The sequence below is a fragment of the Porphyromonas pasteri genome (assembly GCF_014647755.1).
Classification (GTDB): Bacteria; Bacteroidota; Bacteroidia; order Bacteroidales; family Porphyromonadaceae; genus Porphyromonas; species Porphyromonas pasteri.
In genome coordinates this window covers 85,135-106,792 of the sequence record NZ_BMPU01000003.1, presented here as the reverse complement: position 1 = coordinate 106,792, position 21,658 = coordinate 85,135, and the positions used below count along the sequence as shown (strand labels likewise).

Below are 21,658 nucleotides of genomic sequence, written 5' to 3'. Positions count from 1 at the left end.
CACGTGTCGGCGGGGATTAGCGGCGTAGGCGCTTGGGGAGCTTGCCCTCGAGCATACTCATCAGCTCAGGCGTGATGCGCAGAGCCAGGAGCGCGAGGAGTAGACCCAGCCCCACGAGAGCCGAGCGAACGAAGAGGTCGATCCATACCGAGCTGAAGGTCGGGAGGAGCGCATCAATGCCCCATGCCACGGCTGCGATCGGTATCAGAAGGAGCATACGACTGGTGAAGGGACTGACGTGCATCTTCACACTCAGCAGGAGCTGCTGCAGGCCATAGCTCACGATATTTGTGAGGAGCATCGCCAGCGCTGCGCCGAGTGTGCCGTAGGCTGGGATGAGGAAGACGGTGGAGACGAACGACATCACGAGTACGCTGATCGTGTAGTAGATATTCCACTTGTAGTAGCGTGAGGTGCTGACGACCGTATGGCTACAGGTCAAGGTCAGCTCGACGAGCTTCGCCAGCCCGAGGTAGAAGAAGATCCACTTACCGCCGGTGAACTGCTCGCCATTGGGCATAATACCGAAGATGTTGTCGATATTCACCCAGATCATCGCGAAGATCAAGAGCCCTGAGAGGAGCTGATAGAAGGCTACGAGGCGGTAGACCTCCTCGACGCGCTTCGTGTCGCCGTGCTTCGCTGCCTCGGCGATCTTCGGAGCTGCCACATTGAGGATAGCGCGCATCGGGATCTCGATGATCGAGACCATATAGAAGGCCATCGTATAGACCCCAGCGGAGGAGAGTCCCCCGCGGTCGATGAAGGCCACCATAAAGAGGTCCATACGCCCCGCCAGCGTGATGCCCACCGAGCTCAGCGTATAGAGTGCCGTATAGCGATAGAAGCCACGGCGCATCTCGGGTGAGACGTAGCTGGGGTTGTGGCGAAGGCTCAGCGAGGTGATCTGCCCGAGGTAGACACCGCTGGCAAGCATACAGACGCCGAAGCTCCCGATGAAGCCCCACACCATCGTCGTGAAGTCGATGTAGCCGAAGGCGTAGAGCAGGTAGGCAGCGAGCTGGAGTACACGCAGGAGTACCTCCTTGATGCCCTTCGGCACAGCTACACGCATCAGCTGGTAGGTGTAGAGCTCGAAGATCGTCCAGCCCATCGTGAAGAGCGTCAGCGGTATCACGGCATAGTAGAAGTCCGCGAGTAGTGGGCTTCTGTCGCTGTAGAGCGACATCAGAGGCCCCTTGGCAAGGATGTAGAGGAGCGTCATCAGCACGGCACCGATCGCCCCGACGACCGTGACGTAGTAGAAGAAGCCGTGGTTCGGCCCGTCCTCAGCGCGGTAGGGGTTGGTCTCGGAGTCGCGGAAGAAGGGGAAATAGCGACTGAGTGAATAGGTCATCCCGAGCATGCCCAGCCCCGAGAGCTGTGTCGCCAGCTCGGGCAAAAGGCGCGTCAAGCCGATCTCCTCGGGAGTGAGGAACTTGGCCAAGATAAAGAAGGTCGTCAGGAAGCCTATCCCGACGCCTATGTAGGTCACGATGGTACCAGTGATACTTTCCTTTGCTGCTACGCTCGCCATGTATAGTTGTCTATCCTCGCTCCGCAGTCAAGTAGGCGCGGTGGAGGAGGTAAAAGTCCATAAGGGTAAGGGCCGTCATCGCCTCGACGATGGGTACGGCACGCAGGGCGACACATGGGTCGTGGCGCCCCGTGATAGAGAGGGAGGTGGGGGTGCCATCAGTGCGGCAGGTCGTCTGCTCGCGACCGATGGAGGAGGTGGGCTTGAAGGCCGTGCGGAAGGTGAGTGGTGCACCCGTGCTGATGCCACCGAGGAGGCCTCCGCAGTGGTTGGTCTGCTGCTCGATAGCCCCTGCTTCGGTGGGGACAAAGGGATCGTTGGCCGCTGACCCATACTCAGAGGCGAGGGCAAGGCCATCGCCTATCTCGAAGCCTCGAGCGGCATTGATGCTCATCATCGCTGAGGCCAAGCGGCTGGAGAGCTTGTCATAGAGTGGCTCGCCTAAGCCTGCGGGCAGGCCATCGACACGGCAGGAGATGACTCCGCCGATGCTGTCACGGCTATCGCGTGTCACGGCTACGGCTGCAGCCATGCGCTCTGCTGTCGCCTTGTCGGGGCAGGGGACGACCTGCTCATAGCGTCTCTGGAGGAGCACCTTATCGCCCTCAGTGAGATGAATCGCCTCATACAGGTGGCTGTCATCATAGTGGACAGCTCCGACTTGACTGAGGTAGGCCGAGATGTGGACGCCTTCGGCTCGTAACCACTGATCACAGAGAGCACCTGCGACGACACGCACGACGGTCTCGCGTGCTGAGGCTCTCCCGCCACCTCGTGGGTCGCGGTGTCCGTACTTCGCCTGATAGGTGAAGTCGGCATGCCCAGGGCGGTAGAGGTCACAGAGCTGTGAGTAGTCCTGGCTTCGTGTGTCGGCGTTGTCGATGACGAAGGCAATGGGTGTGCCCAGCGTCCGCCCCTCATAGATACCCGAGAGGAAGCGTACCTTGTCGCTCTCGCGCCGTGGGGTGGTGAGGTTGCTTCGCCCGCCTTGTCTACGACGTAGAGCCCCCTCGATAGCGGCTTCGTCGATGGCGAAGCCTGCAGGGAAGCCGTCGAGCACACCACCGAGGGCGGGTCCGTGGGACTCACCGAAGGAGGTTAGGCGAAGGAGTCTGCCGAAGGTATTCATCGTGATGGGCGGGTGAAGGGGGTGATATAGCAAAGCACGGATGCCCACGAGCCTAAGGCTCAGGGTATCCGTGCTCTATGATTACGCGTGCTTAGTGGCAGCCACAGCCACCACAGCCACCACCTTCTTCGTGGCCTTCGTGGTCATGGTCGCAGCCACAGCCGCAGCCATCATGTCCGCCGAAGAACTGCTCGATCTCCTCGGGCGTAGCATCGTGGACTTCCTTGATAGCGCCGATGAAGTGGAGGTCTTCGCCTGCCAGGGGGTGGTTGAAGTCGAATACGACGACTTCGTCCTTGATCTCGAGGACGCTACCACGGATGATCTGCCCATCGGGCGTGTGCAGGGGCAGCGTAGCACCTTCGACGACCAGAGCATCGAGCTTACCTTCGCTGTCTACGAAGATCTCACGGGGCAGCTCCTGGACGGCTTCGTCAGAAGGCTCGCCGTAGGCATCTTCGCACTTGAGGACGAAGTCGAACTTGTCCCCTGCCTTGAGGCCGAAGAGCTGCTTCTCGAAGGCGGGCAGCATCATACCCATGCCCTGGATGTACTCCAGAGGACGGTCGGGGGTGGTCTGCTCCATCAGGATACGCTCGTTCTCATCACCGACGTACAGCTCGTAGTCGAGTGCGACGAACTTATTAGGTGCTATCGTCATAATCTACACTATGATATTTAGGATGTGAATAATGGGATGCTCCTACCTCATACAAGGCGGGAGGCATCGCCGAACTGGCGCAAAGTTAGCTAATTCTCACCGAATAGCTTGAGGTGTGCGTTGCCACTGCATAGAGCTTCGTCGTTGCGTCCTCGCTACGACTCTTCTGGGAAGGGTGATGTGAACCTATATAGGATGGCTAAGAAAGCTATATAGCGTTGCACTGATTCCTATATAGCTTTGTGAAGTGACCTATATCAGGTTGTTGCTCCGCGTAGGGACAAAAGTTGTGGACGCGTGGCAGATAAGTTTGGACTACGTACGTGGCTCTAATATCTACGTACGTGGATATTTGGATTTACGTGCCTGGTCTTTAAATCTACGTACATAGATAGAAGAATACCACTACGTGAAGGTGCTTTTTTCTTCACGCGAACGATGCTTTTCCCTTCGCTGGATAAGAGGAATACTCGCGATAAGTCGGAGGGAAAAGCGTATCACTTCGGAGAGGTATATCGGGGAGCTGGGTGTGCGATGCCTTAGCGCTCTAAATAGAGGGTAGGACTCTGCCGCAACAGTCTCAATATAGGTTCGTACCCCTTACCGCTATGGGTCTGGGGTAGCACCTTCGTGAAGATGAGGGAAGGAAGAGGGGTAGGCGCCTTTGCTGTAGCGACTTAGAAGGGGTAGCCGATAGCCAGATGGAAGCCTAAGGCATCGCGGAAGCTGGGGATATTGTACCAGCCACTTCGTGTCGTCTTGTAGGGGAGGTGAAGGCCCACACCGACATCGAAGCGCACGACGAGGAACGAGAGGTCGTAGCGCAGACCTGCTCCCGTACCTACGGCGACTTGGTCGAGGAACTTACCCAACGAGCCTGCTTCGCTGAGTGCAGCCCCAGGGCGAGAGGTGTCGGGGCGCAGGAGCCATACGTTCCCCGCATCGAGGAAGACGGCTCCGTAGCAGCTGCCGAAGAGGTGACGACGGAACTCCGCGTTCGCCTCGAGCTTGAATTCGCCCACGCGGTCCATGAAGGAGTAGGCATTGACGGTCGTGGGATTGTAGCTCCCTGGGCCCAGACTTCGTACCGTGAAGGCACGGATACTATTGGCTCCCCCGACGTAGAACTGCTCGATATAAGGCGCCGTAATGGCATTGCCATAGGGATAGATAGCTCCCGTAGCGAAGTGGGTAGCCAGCGTCTGCTTGCGGTCGATACGGTAGGAGTAGCGGAGGTCAATGGCTGCCTTGACGAACTGTGCGAAGGGCACACCGAAGAGCGTCTTCGTGTCATTGTACTCACGACCAAAGGCCCTCATCGTAGCATTGACGAGATTCCCTGCCTCACTGATTTCGCCCGAGAGCTGCATATAGTGTGGACTGTCGTCCTCGCGGTGGGTATAGGTGAAGCCGTAGCCGATCTTGGGGATGAACTGATTGCTTAAGCTAAGCCCAAGAGCGGGGTTGGCGAGGATGAGCTGGTCGAAGCGCTCCGTCGTGCGGGTCAGCCGAGTGAAGTTCAGGCTGAGCGGCGTGATACGATGACTCCATCTGCTCGATGGCTGGAAGTTGTAGTCCATCGTGAAGGAGAGGGAACGCAGGGTATAGTAGCGTGCGTGATTGACACTCTGCAGAGCGACCTTGAAGCTCGTCGACGTCGGATACTTGTAGTACGCGTCGATGAGGCGAGGGAAGAGGATCGAGGGGAAGGTGAGAGAGAGGTCAGCACCGAGCTGATAGCTATTGATAGACACCGAGTAGGAGTCTGCAGGGCTACGCCCCGTCTGCCACTCATAGGAGCCAGAGACGCTGGCAGAGAGCTTCTCCCCACCGCCGAAGACGTTGCTTCGCTCGATAGATGCTGAGATACCTGGCCCGATGAAGCCCGTCGACTTACGCATGAAGGCCGCCCCGAGGTAGGTGCTCCAGGGCTTGTCCTTCCTGAGGAGGATCATCAGATCGAGCGTGCCGATGCTGTCTGCGACGCTCGAGAAGGTGGGGCGCTGTACGGCTGTCGAGTCGCTCGTGCTACTCATAGCTGTACTATCTACCGCTGTGGAGTCCTTGGTGAAGGTCTCGCGAGGGGTGAAGTAGAACTCTACCGAGGAGAAGGCATTGAGCCCCGTGAGTGCCGATAGTGTACGCTCCTCCTCGAGACTGCTGTAGAGCTTGCCTGGACGGATGCGGACACGGGTCTTCAGCGCACCGGGGCGGACGATGGGGCGGCCCGAGTAGTACAGAGCGATGCTGTCGGTGAGGGCTACGCTATCCGTCGTGGTGAGGTTCGTGGGGGCTTCGGGATCTTCGGGGAGCTGGCGGAGCATGATCTTCCCCACACGCCACTGGCGCAGTGCTTCGGGAGGCGTGCTCGCAGAGAGCACTGTGCGTAGGTTCACGCGCTGCGGGGTGATGAGGGTATCAGCTTCGTAGCCGATGTGCTCGGACTTGAGGTAATAGTAGCCGTGCTCTCGGAGGAAGGCACGGGTGACGGTGCGGTCATCCTCGAGCGCTGCGATGGAGAAGGGACGTCCCTTCTGCAGGGCACTGAGGCGGTGATGGTAGAAGTATCTCCCAGGGCGGATGTAGACACGAGGGAAGTACTGCACGCTGTCCAAGAGGAAGAGTGGGCCCAGCTGCATCTTGTAGTCCACACGAGCCTGCATGGAGTCAGCGGTGGCGGGGATGATCTCGGAGCTGGTCGTGGCGCGGAGGTAGCCGTGCTCGCGGAGTGTCTGCTGGGCGACCTTGGCGCGCAGGCTGGGGCTGACGTCTCGCATCCAGACGGGCTTGGCTGTGAGGCGACGCATCACGCGCCCCGCAAGCGTAGAGTCCGCAGAGAAGTGCATGTAGATAGCAGGGCTCAGGAGTGCAAAGGGGAAGCGTATAGAGCTACTACCGAAGACCGACCCGTTGGGCGCATAGTTGAGGCGCTCCTCGGCAGCGGCTATCGCCTGCTCAGCGTAGGAGTGCTGGGGGCGATCGGAGACCTCGATCTTCCGGATACCTATATAAATCTGGTCATCTGGACCCTGATACTTCCTTATCGAGCACGCCCCGAGAGCGAGGAGTGTGAGGGCGGTAAGGAGGCGGGTAGTGAGACGGATATGCATAAGTGGGATAGGTGTAGATAGGGAGGAGCGGAGGCCTTACTTCGCTTGGTAGCGGAGGGTGGGCATCGAGTCGCTCGTGAGGCTCGGCTGAGTCGAGAGCGTATCGAGACGGGGCTTCCATGCTTGGCGGAAGAGCGTCGTCGTGGTGTCGGTCGTCGTCTTCTTGCGCTTACGGCGGAAGAGGTCGAGTAGGCTGGACATCTTGCGGCGTATGACATAGCCCACCCCCGTCTCGGAGAACTCCCCTTCGAGGACGTTGTCGGTGACGAGCTTGTGGTAGAGACTGAGGTACTGCTCACCGCTCTTATCGAGCTGGTACTGCAGCGATACGTTGTCGAGGAAGGTCTGCCCCTGGTTCGTCACGCCTGCGCCACTCTGCACCTTACCCCCGACGATGATACGTATGCGGTCATTGTAGAAGCGGCGGCTGAAGCTATAGGTGAAGTCCGTGCGAGCAGCCTCACCCGAAGAGCCATCGTAGTGGTCGACGCCGAGGTTGAGGTCGGTGCCTTGGAGGAGCTTGCCTGCGGTCTTGTTGATCTGTGACTGCAGGAGTGAGGTCAGTGCGGAGTTGAGGTCCAGATTGCCTGCCCCCGAGCCACCTGCCAGATACATACCTGTCGCCATAAGGGCGATGGCTTGCTTGCTCTGCTCTTCCTTGGTCATCGTCGAGATGCTATTCTGCACGGAGAGGTTCTCCGGAGCGGAGATGCCGAAGCTGAGGTTCATCTTGCTGACGTAGTCCTTGATGAGGATGCTGACGTTGAAGTTCACACGCTGGGAGTTCTCCGATGAGCTGGATACGGTGGCCTTGACCTTATTGACAGCGGAGAAGTTGAGGTAGGGGTTGGATATCGGTCCTGTCCACGTGAGGGTGCTGGTGGGGTCGATGGAGAAGCACTTATTGCCTACGACGGGGAGGGTGTAGCTCAGCTCGCCACCACCACTCATCTCGTAGCGTCCCGTCATACTCATCTCGCCGTAGGGCGGATAGGTGAAGTGGAGCGTGCCGCCCCCCTGAGCATGGACATAGTCAGTGCCGCCAGCCGTGAGGTCAGCGCCGATACGTACCGAGGGATCCACGTTGATCGTTAGGTTCACATCAAGCCCGCCGAGAGAGGTGGGGGCGACCTCTACCTTCTTGGTGAAGAGGGTGTCGGAGAAGTCGATGAATTGGACGAGCTGGTCTGTCTGCTGGCTGGCTGTCAGCGGGTCTTCGCGCATAACGTAGGTGCAGTTCGTACCGCTGAGTACGTTCACGCTACCGCGGACGCGCAGTGAGGTGAGGGGACCCGTAGCCACCATACGTGTCGAGGCGATGATCCTACCATAGAGGAGCTGGTCGTCGCGGGTGGGGCGAGGCTCGTCGAGGAGGGTCAGCTCATCAGAGGTGATGCGTAGCGAAGCCGTAGCCTGTGGTGTGGTACTCTTACGTATCGAGCCATCGATATAGATTGCCTTCTTCGGATCTCCTGAGGGACGTAGCGCATAGTGGTCGAAGAAGATATCTGAGCCCTCCATGCGTACGGGGATAGAGTCGAGAGCAAGGTGTGTCCCGTAGGCGTTGAGGTTCAGCATACCCTTGTTCAGGTGCATCTGCCCCGAGAGAAGTGGCTCGGTGAGCTTCCCTGAGAGTCTGATACTCCCGTCGGCAGTCCCCGCAAGCGTGGTACTATTCTCCGCGAGGAAGGGGTTCGCAAGCTCCAGCGGGAAGGAGGTAAGTGTGAGCGTTCCCTTGAGCGGAGAGACCTTCTCACGGGGATAGTAGATCCCATCGATGCTCATCGCTGGCTGACCGTTGTAGCCGATTTCCCCAGTGATATAGTGCGAGTCACCGCTACGTGGCTCGTAGAAGAGAGAGGAGGTGAAGTGGCCGAGCTTCTTGTCCTCGTAGCGTAGGTCGCTGATGGAGAGGTCGCCCGAGATCGTCGGCTGCTGGCTGAGGTCGCCCTTACGCTGGTAGTGGACGTCGCCGAAGAAAATCCCACCGACGTCGGGGAGTCCCAGACTGCGGTAGTCCTCAAGATGGAGGTTGTGGATGCCGAGTAGGATATCCTGCACCCCAGGAGTCTCCTCTGTAGCTTGGAGAGAGAACTCCCCTCGCTTCTCGCCTGTGAGCTTGAGTGAGCCGAGGAGGAAGTTGTCTCGCTTACGCAGGCTAAGCTGGTTGTCGGAGTTGATGAGGTAGTCGTTGGAGGCGATGCGTAGGCGGTCACCGAGGAAGTGAAGCTGATAGGCTTCGCCCGACCAGCTACCCGAGGCCTCGGTTGCATGCACGGTTTGTCCCCGCTCATCCTGATAGGAGATATCGAGGTGCCCGCCCTGCAGACTCGCGCGCAGGTCGGTATTGATGGTGAAGCCCTCCTGCTCGCGGAAGTGGGATTTCATCACTGTACCGAAGAGTGCGAGGGACATACTGTCGCCTCGTGCGATGGCTGTGCGCTCGGTGGAGATGTTGAGCTGAGCTGCATTGATGCGGAGGGTGTCAATACGCAGATCGGAGAGGCCCACGGAGCCGCTGATGCCCTCTTGGGGGGAGGTCGCGAGGTTAGCCGTCAGAGAGCCTACAGCGATACGCTGCTCTGCGAGGTAGTAGCGGAGAGGATTGTCTTTGCCCATAGAGAGGCTGAAGGTCGCCTTCGGGAGGTGGACGGCAAGGTCCTCAAGGTACTTCGTCGCGGACTTCCCCGAGGTGATGAGGTCGATCTGACGGAGGGTCTCGTCGAGGAGTGTGGTGACTTCCTTCTGCGCCATAGTAGGACTGGCCTCGACATAGAGCGAAGATTTCATATCGCCCGAGGTGAGGCTCGCATGGATATCTTGCGGCGAGGTGGAGACGTAAAGCTCGGCTCGAGGTGGGGCGACCTTCTCATTACCCATGGTGAAGTTCATCCCGTCGAGTACGGCCTGTATGGTATGCGTGTCCTTTAGGTCGGAGCGGAGCTCTCCCTCGAGGCGGAGCTTCCCTGCAAGAGGTGTCTCGGAGAAGCCTAGGCGCTGGAGGTCAAGGTCAACGAGCTCCAGTCCGATGCCAGTATTGATGCCTTGGTGGGAGAAGATCCCGTCAAGCTGGAGCGTAAAGTTTGCCCCGGGGTTCATGCTGTTGAGGGAGAGCCCGAGGTTCCCCGACTGGAGGGAGCCGTCGAGGGTGATGTCTTGCAGATGCAGGCTACCGCGATTTGCCTCATGCAGTCGGCCTCGGATAGAGAGCTGCGTATGGGGACTGAGTGGATCGAAGCCGCGCCCCTGAAGAGCTACGTCAAGGCTCACCCGCCCGATGGAGTCCTGAGGCATGAAGTGACGGCCATCAATATCCTGTGCCTTCAGTACCAGGTCATAGGTCTTGGTAGCCTCAGTGAAGTGGCCCTTCAGCTGAAGCTTACCCGTGCCCTCCTCTGCTGTGAGATCTCCCTCATAACGGCCTCGACGGATGTCGACGTCGCCAGAGATCGTGAGGGGGCTGGGGATGCGATAGGTCTTAGCTTGCTCGGGTGCGAGGAGGCCGAGGAGAGTATTGGCCTTGGGGCCTACACGGCCACGGAGCTTGAGACGGCCCGAGCGGTGCATCTCAAGGACTTCGCTGAGCGTACCCGAGAGGTTGAGGTCAAGGATGTCGGGCCACTTGAGCTCGGCCTGACGAATCTGTATCGCGGTGAGTGTCCCCGTCAGCTCGGTCTGCATCTTGAGTGGAGCGAGGAGGCGGTGGCGGGCAAAGGTGTTGAAGAGTTCGCGTCCATCAGGGGTCTCTTGGAGCGTCTTACCAGCGAAGAGAAGGATGTCCTTGATGCCGAGAGAGGTGTTGGTAGATAGCTCCAGCTGTGCCTTGCGGTCGGACTGTAGGAGGCTCCAGGGCATAGAGAGATAGCCCTTGATGGAGGAGGCGTCGGTGATGAGGTCAAGTCCATCAAGGCGCATAGCAAGGCTGTCCATCTGATAGCGTCCGCTGAGATGGAGGAGCTTCAGCCCCGATTGCTCACGGAGCTGTGCGTGCCGTAGAAGGAGGCTAAGTCGCATACCCTCAGAGTCAATGTCCTCACCCTCGAGGTGGAGGTCATGGAGCTGGATGTGCTGGGGATCGAAGAAGGGTAGCTTGGAGAAGTTCTGGTCGACGGAGTAGCGCAGGCTTTTCGCATCGATCTTGGTGTGCGCGACCTGGAAGCGCATCTTGTTGAGGTCAGCTTCTCCGCGGTCGATCTTGAGGCGGTCGACATCCGCATCGATGAGGAGTGAGTCCAGCGGCATAGCGACCTCAATGCGAGTCTTCTGCAGGTCGATCTCGCCAGCACGGATGAGCCACTTCAGCGGCTCACTCTCTTCCTCAGGCTTCTTCGTGGTGTCGGTCGAGTAGTAGCGGATGTAGCCCCCCTGGGTCGTGAGGCGGTTGAGGTCAACGCGCTCCTTGTTGAGATCAACGAAGAGCTGCTCGGCAGTGGCTGCTGGGAGGTGTACTTGCAGGAGACTCAAGCCGAGGCTATCGCGCTGATTGTAGGTCAGGCTGTCGAGAGCAATACGAGGAACCTCGACTTGGCTGTCGAAGAGAGGACGTAGGGCAGGGGAGAGGCTGAGTGACCCGACCGAGATGAGTGTGTCGCCGGGACTGCGGAGGACCTGTAGCTTCTGAAGCGAGAGGTCAAGGGGGAAAGCGAGATGGATGTTCCCGACAGATACCTGCATCCCAGTCTTCTCCGATAGGTAGGCAGCGGTGCGCTGTACGACAAAGCGCTGCACGGGCGGTACGTATAGTAGTACTGCTACAAGAAGAATTAGGACGAAGGGCGTGAGGAGGATTCCCCACAAGATACGCTTGATATACTTGGAGCGTCGGGACATCTCAGACGAGGTCGCTTCGGGGATGCTATTAGTGGGTGCGGTACCAGTCGAAGAGGCGCTGTACGCCATCCTCGATCTCTACCTGATGTTGCCAGCCAAGGCTGTGGAGCTTCTCTACGGAGGTGAGCTTGCGCATTGTGCCGTCGGGCTTGGTGCTGTCCCATTCGATGCGCCCTTCGAAGCCGATGGTGCGGGCGATGAGCTGTGCCAGCTCTCCGATTGTGATCTCCTTCCCTGTGCCGATATTGACGTGGCAGTTGCGGATGGGGCTACCATCTTGGGGACAGAGTGAGCGGAAGTCCGTATTGAGAAGGATATGTACTGAGGCATCAGCCATATCTTCACTCCAGAGGAATTCTCTCAGCGGACGGCCTGAGCCCCAGAGGTTGACCTGGCCAGGGAGGATGCCGAAGCGCTCGAGGAGCGTGAGGATAGTGGCCTCATCTCCCGTGCCGTCTTCACCAGTGACGGGGTGCTTGCTGAGGTCTGTGCGCACGGCTTGCCAGTCACCATATTGCAGGCGATCGGCAAGGTAGATCTTGCGGATCATCGCGGGTAGGACGTGGCTATTCTCGAGGTGGAAGTTGTCGTTGGGGCCGTAGAGGTTCGTCGGCATGACTGCGATGTAGTTCGTGCCGTACTGGAGGTTGAAGCTCTCGCACATCTTGAGTCCTGCGATTTTGGCGATAGCGTAGGGCTCGTTGGTGTACTCCAGAGGAGCAGTGAGGAGGGCTTCTTCGCGGAGAGGCTGCTCGGCCTCTCTGGGATAGATGCAGGTGCTGCCGAGGAAGAGGAGGTGCTTTACGCCGTGGCGGAAGCTCTCTCCGATGACGTTCTGCTGTATCTGGAGGTTGTCGTAGATGAAGTCAGCGCGGTAGGTATTGTTCGCCATGATTCCCCCGACGTGTGCTGCTGCGAGGATCACTGCCTCGGGGCGCTCCTCATCAAAGAATGCACGTACAGCGACGGGATCCGTGAGGTCCAGCTCACTATGGGTACGGCCGATGAGGTTGGTGTAACCACGCTGCTCGAGGTTGCGCCAGATAGCGGAGCCTACGAGCCCACGATGCCCTGCGACATAGATCTTGGTCGAAGGGGAGAGCTTGGGCGAGTCCATTAGGCGTGCTTGTGGGATTGGACATAGGCAACATCATGGCGTACCATAATGCGTACCAGCTCTTCGAAGGAGGTCTTGCTGGGATTCCAGCCGAGGAGTTCCTTGGCCTTCGTGGGGTCACCCAAGAGGGTTTCCACTTCGGCGGGGCGGAAGTACTTCGGGTCAACCTCGACGAGGACGCGACCTGTGGCGATATCAATACCACGCTCTTCGACGCCTTCACCCTCCCAGCGTAGGTCGATACCTACCTCGTGGAAGGCGCGCTCGGTGAACTCACGTACAGAGTGCTGCTCACCTGTAGCGATGACGAAGTCCTCAGGGGTGTCGTGCTGCAGCATGAGCCACATGCACTCGACATAGTCACGGGCATAGCCCCAGTCGCGCAGGGCACTGAGGTTCCCGAGGTAGAGCTTGTCCTGCTCTCCTGCTGCGATACGAGCAGCGGCGAGGGTGATCTTGCGGGTGACGAAGGTCTCGCCACGGCGCTCACTCTCGTGGTTGAAGAGGATGCCGTTGACGGCAAACATACCGTAGCTCTCGCGGTAGTTCTTCGTGATCCAGAAGCCGTATAGCTTAGCTACCCCATAGGGGGAGCGAGGATAAAAAGGTGTCGTCTCACGCTGGGGGATCTCCTGCACTAGACCGAAGAGCTCGGAGGTCGAGGCCTGATAGATCTTCGTTTTCTTCTCCAGCCCCAGGATGCGGACGGCCTCGAGGAGGCGTAGCGTACCCGTGGCATCGGTCTCAGCGGTGTACTCAGGTACATCGAAGGAGACCTTCACATGGCTCTGTGCTGCGAGGTTATAGATCTCGTCGGGCTGGGTCTGCTGGATAATGCGGATGAGCGAACTGGAGTCGGTCATATCGCCATAGTGCAGGTTGAGTGCCCGACCACGCTTCATGTCGCGCACCCACTCCTCGAAGTAAAGGTGCTCGATACGCTCCGTGTTGAAGGACGAGGAGCGTCGGATGATACCATGGACTTCGTAGCCCTTCTCGATGAGGAACTCTGCGAGGAAGGAGCCGTCCTGGCCCGTTACCCCGGTGATGAGTGCGACCTTATTCACGTGTCTATTATTGGTCTTATCTATTCGGTATGCAGTAGGGGTTCCTACCCCTCTTTAGAATGGGGAGTAGGAGCTTGTGGAGTCGGGGTTGACACCCTCGTAGATCTCGACGGCCTCATCGCTATTGCCTGCGTCGTAGCAGGGCGAGAAGCCCTCGGGGAGCTGGAAGGGTATATTAGCGAGGTAGCCGAGCTTGCTATCTCCGTAGACCTTCTTGAGGAACTTCCCGAAGATAGGCAGTGCAGCCGCCGCCCCCTGACCGAAGGCCATGGAGTTGAAGCGTACGCTACGCTCTTCACCACCTACCCAGCAGCCAGCTACGAGGTCGGGAGTGAAGCCCATGAACCACGCGTCACTATTATTCTGCGTCGTACCGGTCTTACCACCCAAAGGCATCTGCAGGCCGAAGGAGGAGCGTAGGCGTCCCCCCGTCCCGCCGTTGACGACGTTCTGGAGCATGTAGAGCATCTTGTGTGCGGCATCGGCGGTCAGTACCTCAGTCATCTTCGGAGCGAAGGTCGCGACGATATTGCCGTGCATATCCTCGATCTGAGTGACGAGGATGGGGTCGACACGTACGCCATCATTAACGAAGGTGGTGTAGCCCGAGACCATCTCACCGATGGTCGCTTCGGGAGTACCGAGCGACATAGCCATCGTAGCCTCGATGGGGCCACGTAGACCATAGCTCTCCAAGAGACGCTTGAAGGTCAGCGGAGAGGTACGGCTCATCAGCTCGGCCGTCACCCAGTTGTCGGAGTTCTGAAGCCCCCATTGGATGGAGACCATCTCACCGACGCGGCGGTGGTTGGTATTACGTGGAGTCCAGGTCTGCCCATTGTCAAGGCGATAGGTACGCTGTACGTGGAGGACCTGATCGCAGGGAGAAGCCCCGTCGATCATCGCCAGAGAGTAGAGGAAGGGCTTGATGATAGACCCCGTCTGACGGCGCCCGTCAGACACCATGTCGTACTGGAACTGGGAGAAGTTGATGTCACCCACATAGGCCAGGACGTGGCCGTTGTGCGGGTTCATCGCTACGAAGCCCGAGCGAAGGATCCCCTTCATGTAGCGGATCGAGTCGAGGGGCGTCATCACCGTATCACGCTGACCACGCCAAGACCAGACCTGCATCTTCGTCTTGCGGTCGAACTGCGCACGGATCTCCGAGTCTGACAGCCCGTCCTCCTTGCCCAGACGCCAGCGCTCAGACTGGCGGATGGCGCGCTCAAGGATCTTCTTACGCTGGTCGGCAGAGATCGAGGTACTGAAGGGGTCGCCACCACGAGCACGGCGCTCGCGGTCGAAGGCTGGCTGGAGATGCCCTGCGAGGTGCTCCTCGACGGCCTCCTCTGCGTAGCGCTGCATGGCGGGGTTGATCGTCGTGTATATCTTCAGCCCGTCCGTATAGATATTGTATGGGGAGCCGTCAGGCTTGCGGTTCTTATTACACCAGCCGTAGAGTGGGTTCGTCTCCCACTGGATGCTGTCGTCGCGGAACTTGGCGTACTGCCACGAAGCATAGTCGCTGCGGTCGGGCTTGTCTGCCATCATGATCTTGCGTAGGTGCTCACGGAAGTAGGGGGCTACACCCTGCTTGTGGTCCATGCGGTGGAAGGACGTCTTGATGGGGAGGCGTGAGAGGGAGTCGACTTCACGCTCTGTGAGGTAGCCGGCCTTCTCCATCTGCTGGAAGACGGTGTTGCGTCGCTCCATAGGGAGGGGGCTATTAGCACGGAGGATGGGGTTGTAAATAGAGGGGTTCTTACACATCCCGATGAGCATCGCTGACTCCTGGAGGTTAAGCTCAGCGGGCGTCTTGCCGAAGTAGGTGAAGGCAGCCGAGCGGATCCCTACAGCGTTGTAGAGGAAGTCGAACTGGTTCAGATACATCGCCAGGATCTCCTCCTTCGTGTAGTAGCGCTCGAGCTTAGCTGCGATGACCCACTCCACGGGCTTCTTCATCATACGGGTGAAGAAGTTGGAGCTGGGAGGAGAGTAGAGCATCTTCGCGAGCTGCTGGGTGATGGTGCTACCACCCCCTGCACTCTTCTGCTGCAGGATACCCGTCTTGAAGATGGCACGTGCGAGCGAACGGAAGTCAATCCCCGAGTGCCCCTCGAAGCGAACGTCTTCCGTAGCGATGAGGGCCTTGACGAGGTTGGGGGAGAGGTCCTTGTAGTCGACGAGGACGCGGTTGGAGCCCCCGTGGGCATAGGAACCGATGACCTCACCATCAGCGGCGAGGACCTGTGAGGCGTATTTGTCGATCGGGTTCTGAAGCTGCTCGATCGGGGGCAGGTAGCCTATCCACCCCATGGAAATAGCGAAGATACCGCCTAAGATGCTTATCCAGACCAGTGCAAAGGTCAGCCAAAGCAAGGACTTGATCTTATGTTTCATCTAATAATTTATCATCTGTCACCCCTTCATTGGTGGGCGATGAAATTGCCCCAAAGAGGTGCTGTGGAATGCCCGTTCTCCGTCTGGATCCACGGGCGCATACTCGGCACAAAGTTATTAACTTTTCCCTACTTATTGGAGAGTAGGCTTATCGCTTAGCGGTAGGAGGGGAGGTCGATGAGGGGAGAGGTACTATATGAGCCGTCCCCAGATGAGCGGTATCTCGCTCGTCTGGGGACGCTGTCATATATATTATGGTATAGCCGCTGTGGCTACTGAGAGGCTTAGTGCACGATGATCTCGTCACAGAAGATGAAGTGCCCAGCTGAGCGGTTGTTGCTTGCCTTCACGCGGACGTAGCGCGCACGCTCCTTCATCGGGAAGGAGAAGGTCTCGAAGACGGGCTTATAGATATCCTCAGAGGTGAGTGTCTTCTGGCGAGCTACGCTACGGAAGTTCACACCGTCGTCACTCAGGAGGATCTCTACATCACCGGGCATGTAGACCCACTGGACGCGCTCCTGCATGAACTTGGCGAAGATGTGGCTGAGCTCCGTCACGGCACCGAGGTCGATCGTCACGTCCATAGGCGAGGTGAAGCCCTGCCAGCGTCCATCGAGGTAGGTGGGCGTACCACGCACGCCATCGATGAGGGCGCGTGAGCCACCTGCGGTGTAGCGCTCGTTCCACGTGCAGTCGTTGTAAGTGATCTTCTTGCCGATAGCTTTGTGGTAGTCGGTGCGGAAGGAGATCATAGGGGCAGCATCGATCATCTTGTCGCCCTCGAAGAGGCGGGCTTTGACGATGAGGGAGTCGCGTGAGGTAAGAGGCGTACCTGTGTAGCGAGGCGAGCGAGCTGTGGGCTCTGTGCCGTCCGTCGTGTAGCGGATGTCGGCTGTGGGGCGCTCACTGTCGAGGCTTACAGAGACGAGGTGCTTCACGGTGTCGACCTCATTGATGGCGGCGATGCGGCGCAGAGGATAGACGTTGATGCCACGCTTCTTGAGTGCGGGGACGTGGTAGTTCACACGTGTCAGGAAGTTCTTATAGTCACGATCCTGCTGGGGCGTCCATGCGACTTCCGAGAGCGCCAGGATACGGGGGAAGAGCATGTATTCGGCATGGGGCTCATCGAGGACGTACTCCGTCCAGAGGTTGGCCTGCACACCGAGGACGTGCTTGGTCTCGGCAGGCGTCAGCTCCTTAGGTATGGGGTTGTACGAATAGATCTTCTCCAGAGGGATGAAGCCGCCATTAGCGCGGGGCTCGTGGTCGGACTCACGCTGATAGAGGTCCAGATAGACGTGGCTATTGGGGGTGAGGATGACATCGTGCCCTTCCTTGGCAGCCTGGATCGCACCCTCTTCGCCACGCCAGCTCATGACCGTAGCGTCGGGAGCGAGACCACCCATAAGGATCTCATCCCAGCCGATGAGCTTGCGACCCTTGCTGTTGAGGTACTTCTCGATACGGCGGATCATATAGCTCTGGAGCTCATGCTCGTCCTTGAGCCCCTCGCTCTTCATGCGTGCCTGACACTTAGCGCACTTGCTCCAGTGCTGCATCGTAGCTTCGTCGCCACCGATGTGGATGTACTTCGAGGGGAAGATCGCCATGACTTCGTCGAGGATATCTTCGAAGAACTTGAAGGTCTTCTCATTCCCGATACATACATCGGAGTTCTCAAAGGCCCATTCGTTGAGACAGCTCAGCTCGGGATAAGCAGCGAAGATCTCGTTGCTATGTCCAGGGAGCTCGATCTCGGGGATGACTGTGATGCCGAGTCGGGTAGCGTGGTTGAGCACGGCATGGATGTCCTCCAGGCTGTAGTAGCCGCCGTAGCTCCCAGGGGTGCCTTCGTCGACAAAGCGGCGATCCTTCTGCCACCACTGGTCCCAGTCACTTACTGTGCGGAAGGCTGCCTTCTTCGTCAAGAGGGGATATTTCTTCGAGGGGAAGCGCCAGCCCCCACCGTCGACAAGGTGCCAGTGGAAGCGGTTCAGCTTATAGCGAGCCATCTCATCCAAGAGGCGGATGATCATATCGCGGTTCATGAAGTGACGTGATACGTCGAGCATCACGCCGCGATAGGCCAGACGTGCTGAGTCGGTGATGGTGAGGTAGGGTAGGGCTTCTCCGTACTGCTGGGTGATCTGCAGGAGGGACTGCGTACCCTGTCGGAGACCCGCTTCATCACGGGCCGTGAGGGTGATACCCTGCTTGCCGATCTCAAGGCGGTAGCCTTCGAGGCCTGGGACGGAGGCATCGAGACGGGTCGTGATAAGACCCTTCATACGGCCCTTGGCAGCGGTCGTGGTGAAGGACTGCTTCTTGAGTCCGTCGCTGAGGGAGGCAGGTGCTCCAGCGGAGAGACGGAGGGTACGGGGCAGACGGAGCGTACCCGTGCCATAGGTGACGCTTACGGGGCGTGGGATGAGCTGAAGGCTATCCACAGCCGCCTCAGCCTGAGTCGCGAAGAGGCTCGTCAGGGAGAGGGACAAGGCGAGTGCCGTAGAGCGTAAGCCCTGGGTAGTCATTCGCATAGTGCTGTCGTATGTAACTATTTAGAGGGTGAATATATTCCGAGTATCTGCAAAGATAGCTCTTCCATAGTGCCCTGCAATAATAGGGGGTGGTGATAACCTATATTGCTTTGTGCTCTGACCTATATAGGATGGCGAAGAAAGCTATATAGCTTTGGATCGACTCCTATATAGCTTTCGGTGCGAAGCTATATAGCTTTGTGAAGTGACCTATATTAGGTTGTCGCTCCACGTAGGGATAAAAGTTACGGACGAGTGGTAGATAAGTTTGGGCTACGTACGTGGCTCTAATATCTACGTACGTGGATATTTGGATTTACGTGCCTGGTCTTTAAGACTACGTGCGTAGATAGAAGAATACCACTACGGGAAGTGCTTTTTTCTTTGCGAGAAGGACGCTTTTCCCTCCGCTGAATAAGAGGAATACTCGCGATAAGGCGAAGAGCTTGTGTATCTCTTCGGAGAGGGATATCGGGGAGATGGGCGTGCGATACCTCAGCACTCTAAATAGAGGGCAGGACTCGCGGCAACAGGCTCCTCTATTCATTCGTGTACCAAACGAATAGTGGTTTGCAAATCAACTTTGCCTCCATACGCTTGCTGATGAGGAGGCTATTTTGATGCAGGAGCCTCGTGCTCCAAGCAATGGGCGGGGATAGTTTGTATCTTTGCTACTGAACCACGGCGAAGGTCTTCGCCCCTAATGATACGAAAGATTTGCTCCGATATCACAGCATCGTCCCCGAGGGTGAGGCCCTTTTGACCCAGCTCCTCGGCTATATTCACCTCCACGAAGGGGGGAGCAGCGAGCTCCCTCCAGCGGTGCATATCACCGAGATCTACCGCGGGCGCAATGTCCTCTATCGTGTCGAGTGCCCCGAGGGGGACTTTACGATCAAGCACTTCGGGCGCTTGTCGCTCCTACGCCGCCTCTACTACGGCTGGACGAACTCCAGTAAGGCACGCCGCTCCCTGCTGAATGCTGTACAGCTCTTGGCCTACGGTATTGCTACGCCCGAGCCTATCGGCTATGCCGAAGAGCGGAGCGCACTGGGCGGTCTCGAGGACAGCTATTACGTCACGCGCTACCTCGCCTTCACGGGGGCCGACCTTCAGCATGAGGCTCGCTCGGGTGAGGTCAATGAGTCGCTGACGCGTGCGCTGGCTACCTTCCTCGCCGAGCTCCACGAGTGTGGTATCGTACATGAAGATCTCTCGCCTGGGAATATCCCCTATATATATGATCGCGCGAAGGAGGAGTACACGTTCATGCTCGTCGATCTGAACCGTATGCACTTCACCGCTACTCCGCTGAGCCTGCGTGCGAGTATCCGCAATCTTGATCGCCTCTTTGCCCATCCCCGTGCTACCGAAGCTCTCGGGCGTGCCTATGCTGAGGCGCGAGGCTGGGATCCTGCTGTAGTGCAGCCTGCCCTCGAGGCTGCCTGCGATAGCTTCTGGCTTCACCGCCTACCGAAGCTGGCGCTGCGCTATGCCCAGCGCGCCGAAGGGATGAGTGCTCCCACCTTCCTCCGTCACTACAATGCTTATCTCCGCTGGCGTCGCCTGCGTCATCTCTGTCCCATCGGGAGCTGGCAGCGTGCACTCCATGCCCGCGAGTCGGCCTTCTATACGCGCTACCTCGAGGTCGAGGACGTGCGCCGTGCACTCGCCAAGCGTGAGAACTATCCCCATACCCCCCTCTCTTAGTCTATGGATCTCAAGACCAGTCTCGTCTATCAGGTTGCGAAGCTTCGCCTACGCCGTATCGAGCAGTATGCCACACGTGCCGAAGAGCTTCAAGCTGAGCAGCTCCGCCATATCCTCGCCCGTGCGGCCCGCACTGACTTTGGGCGTCGCTATGGACTTACCCGCAAGACTACGTACAGCTCCTACTGCACTGATGTACCCATCGTAGACTACGAGGGGCTGAAGGCCGATATCGAGCGTATGACTCGTGGCGAGCGTGATATCCTTGTCCCTGGGTCTTGCCAGTGGTTCGCCAAGTCCAGCGGTACGACGAGCGACCGCAGTAAGTACATCCCCGTACCCTATCTCCATCTGCAGGACTGCCACTATCGTGGTGGGAGCGATGCGCTGTGGATCTATCTGAGGAACTACCCCGACTCCCGCTTCTTCACGACGAAGGGGCTCGTCCTCGGGGGAAGTCACAGCCCTATGCCCCTGAGCGGAGGTAAGGCTTTCTCGGGTGACCTCAGTGCCATCCTCGTCGAGCACATGCCACTTCTCGGAGATATGCTCCGTGTGCCTTCGCGCGAGACGCTCCTGATGAGCGAGTGGACTGCGAAGATGCAGGCCATCGTGCAGGAGGTCGCCACCGCACGTGTGGGGAGTCTCTCGGGTGTGCCTTCGTGGATGCTCGTCCTACTGAAGGAGGTGCTCCAAGCTACGGGGCGCGAGTCGATCACCGAAGTATGGCCCGACCTGGAGGTCTTCTTCCACGGGGGGATTAGCTTCACTCCCTACCGCAGTACCTATGCTGAACTGATCCCCTCTGAGCGTATGCGCTACGAGGAGACGTACAATGCCAGTGAGGGCTTCTTCGCTATCCAGGATGACCCAGCTGAGGCGGGGATGCTCCTGATGCTGGACTATGGGATCTTCTACGAGTTCATCCCTCTGGATGAGCTACCTGCCTCGGGCGACTACTCGAGCTGTCGTGCTCTCCGTCTGGAGGAGGTCGAGCTCGGGCGTGACTACGCTATGGTCATCTCGACTCTGGGTGGGCTCTACCGCTACATCATCGGCGATACGGTGCGCTTCACCTCGCTCCACCCCTATCGTATCGTCATCACAGGCCGCACGAAGCACTTCATCAATGCCTTTGGTGAGGAGGTGATGGTCGCCAATACCGATGCGGCGCTGAGCGAAGCCTGCCGTCGTGATGGCCGTGCACGTGTAAGCGAATACACGGCTGCGCCACGCTTCTTCCTCGACGAAGGGAAGGGCCGCCATGAGTGGCTCATTGAGTTCGAGGAGCCTCCTCGTGACCTCACGACATTTACCTCCGACCTCGATACTGCTCTGCGCGCGCTGAACTCCGACTACGATGCTAAGCGCTATGAGGATATGACCCTCCTTCCGCTCACGGTAGACGTTGCTCCGAAGGGACTCTTCCACCGCTGGCTCGAGAGCGAAGGTAAGCTCGGGGGGCAGCACAAGGTGCCACGTCTCTCCAACAACCGCCACTACCTCGAGGCGCTTCTTGCCCTCGTCACGCCTTCTTCCTCCGAACTATAA

11 protein-coding genes are annotated in these 21,658 nt (G+C 58.4%); 2 read left to right on the top strand and 9 right to left on the bottom strand.

From position 1 onward, the window contains the following. Positions 1-16 precede the first annotated feature (16 nt). The 9 genes from IEX77_RS05680 to IEX77_RS05640 form a co-directional block, all read right to left on the bottom strand. Entirely contained in the window at positions 17-1,537 is a 1,521-nt protein-coding gene (locus tag IEX77_RS05680) for a lipopolysaccharide biosynthesis protein (RefSeq protein WP_044115324.1), read from the bottom strand. 10 nt (positions 1,538-1,547) lie between these two features. Beyond that, positions 1,548-2,666 (bottom strand): chorismate synthase, encoded by a 1,119-nt coding sequence (aroC, locus tag IEX77_RS05675; protein ID WP_188808085.1) that lies wholly within the window; start codon positions 2,664-2,666, stop codon positions 1,548-1,550. Positions 2,667-2,757: 91 nt separating this feature from the next. Further along, entirely contained in the window at positions 2,758-3,327 is a 570-nt protein-coding gene (locus IEX77_RS05670; RefSeq protein ID WP_188808084.1) for an FKBP-type peptidyl-prolyl cis-trans isomerase, read from the bottom strand. A gap of 677 nt (positions 3,328-4,004) precedes the next feature. Further along, a complete protein-coding gene (gene tamL / locus IEX77_RS05665; protein ID WP_188808083.1) occupies positions 4,005-6,437 on the bottom strand; it encodes a translocation and assembly module lipoprotein TamL in 2,433 nt (810 codons plus the stop codon). 36 nt (positions 6,438-6,473) lie between these two features. After that, on the bottom strand, positions 6,474-11,267 hold the full coding sequence (locus IEX77_RS05660; RefSeq protein WP_188808082.1) for a translocation/assembly module TamB domain-containing protein: 4,794 nt from the start codon (positions 11,265-11,267) through the stop codon (positions 6,474-6,476). A gap of 28 nt (positions 11,268-11,295) precedes the next feature. Continuing rightward, positions 11,296-12,384 carry a GDP-L-fucose synthase family protein gene (locus tag IEX77_RS05655; protein ID WP_188808081.1) on the bottom strand — a complete coding sequence of 363 codons (1,089 nt, stop codon included), beginning with the start codon at positions 12,382-12,384 and terminating at the stop codon, positions 11,296-11,298. Beyond that, positions 12,384-13,451, bottom strand: coding sequence for a GDP-mannose 4,6-dehydratase (gmd, locus tag IEX77_RS05650; RefSeq protein ID WP_060935334.1), 1,068 nt, complete (start codon positions 13,449-13,451; stop codon positions 12,384-12,386). The genes IEX77_RS05655 and gmd overlap by 1 nt, the downstream gene beginning before the upstream one ends. A gap of 54 nt (positions 13,452-13,505) precedes the next feature. Further along, the gene (locus IEX77_RS05645; protein WP_188808080.1) at positions 13,506-15,854 is read right to left on the bottom strand and encodes a transglycosylase domain-containing protein; all 2,349 of its coding nucleotides are present in this window, start codon (positions 15,852-15,854) and stop codon (positions 13,506-13,508) included. A 284-nt stretch (positions 15,855-16,138) separates the two neighbouring features. Beyond that, positions 16,139-18,397: a glycoside hydrolase family 20 protein gene (locus IEX77_RS05640; RefSeq protein WP_229770808.1), complete on the bottom strand. Its 2,259-nt coding sequence runs from the start codon at positions 18,395-18,397 to the stop codon at positions 16,139-16,141. A 717-nt stretch (positions 18,398-19,114) separates the two neighbouring features. Here IEX77_RS05640 and IEX77_RS05635 point away from each other — a divergent pair. Beyond that, positions 19,115-20,107 carry a lipopolysaccharide kinase InaA family protein gene (locus tag IEX77_RS05635; RefSeq protein WP_188808079.1) on the top strand — a complete coding sequence of 331 codons (993 nt, stop codon included), beginning with the start codon at positions 19,115-19,117 and terminating at the stop codon, positions 20,105-20,107. 3 nt (positions 20,108-20,110) lie between these two features. Beyond that, entirely contained in the window at positions 20,111-21,658 is a 1,548-nt protein-coding gene (locus IEX77_RS05630; protein ID WP_188808078.1) for a GH3 auxin-responsive promoter family protein, read from the top strand.

What these genes read in the sequence shown, in the direction of transcription:
- aroC (WP_188808085.1), bottom strand. Translation starts at nt 2,666, where the DNA reads ATGAATACCTTCGGCAGACTCCTTCGCCTAACCTCCTTCGGTGAGTCC.
- IEX77_RS05630 (WP_188808078.1), top strand. Translation starts at nt 20,111, where the DNA reads ATGGATCTCAAGACCAGTCTCGTCTATCAGGTTGCGAAGCTTCGCCTA.
- IEX77_RS05660 (WP_188808082.1), bottom strand. Translation starts at nt 11,267, where the DNA reads ATGTCCCGACGCTCCAAGTATATCAAGCGTATCTTGTGGGGAATCCTC.
- IEX77_RS05640 (WP_229770808.1), bottom strand. Translation starts at nt 18,397, where the DNA reads ATGCGAATGACTACCCAGGGCTTACGCTCTACGGCACTCGCCTTGTCC.
- IEX77_RS05655 (WP_188808081.1), bottom strand. Translation starts at nt 12,384, where the DNA reads ATGGACTCGCCCAAGCTCTCCCCTTCGACCAAGATCTATGTCGCAGGG.
- tamL (WP_188808083.1), bottom strand. Translation starts at nt 6,437, where the DNA reads ATGCATATCCGTCTCACTACCCGCCTCCTTACCGCCCTCACACTCCTC.
- IEX77_RS05670 (WP_188808084.1), bottom strand. Translation starts at nt 3,327, where the DNA reads ATGACGATAGCACCTAATAAGTTCGTCGCACTCGACTACGAGCTGTAC.
- IEX77_RS05680 (WP_044115324.1), bottom strand. Translation starts at nt 1,537, where the DNA reads ATGGCGAGCGTAGCAGCAAAGGAAAGTATCACTGGTACCATCGTGACC.
- IEX77_RS05645 (WP_188808080.1), bottom strand. Translation starts at nt 15,854, where the DNA reads ATGAAACATAAGATCAAGTCCTTGCTTTGGCTGACCTTTGCACTGGTC.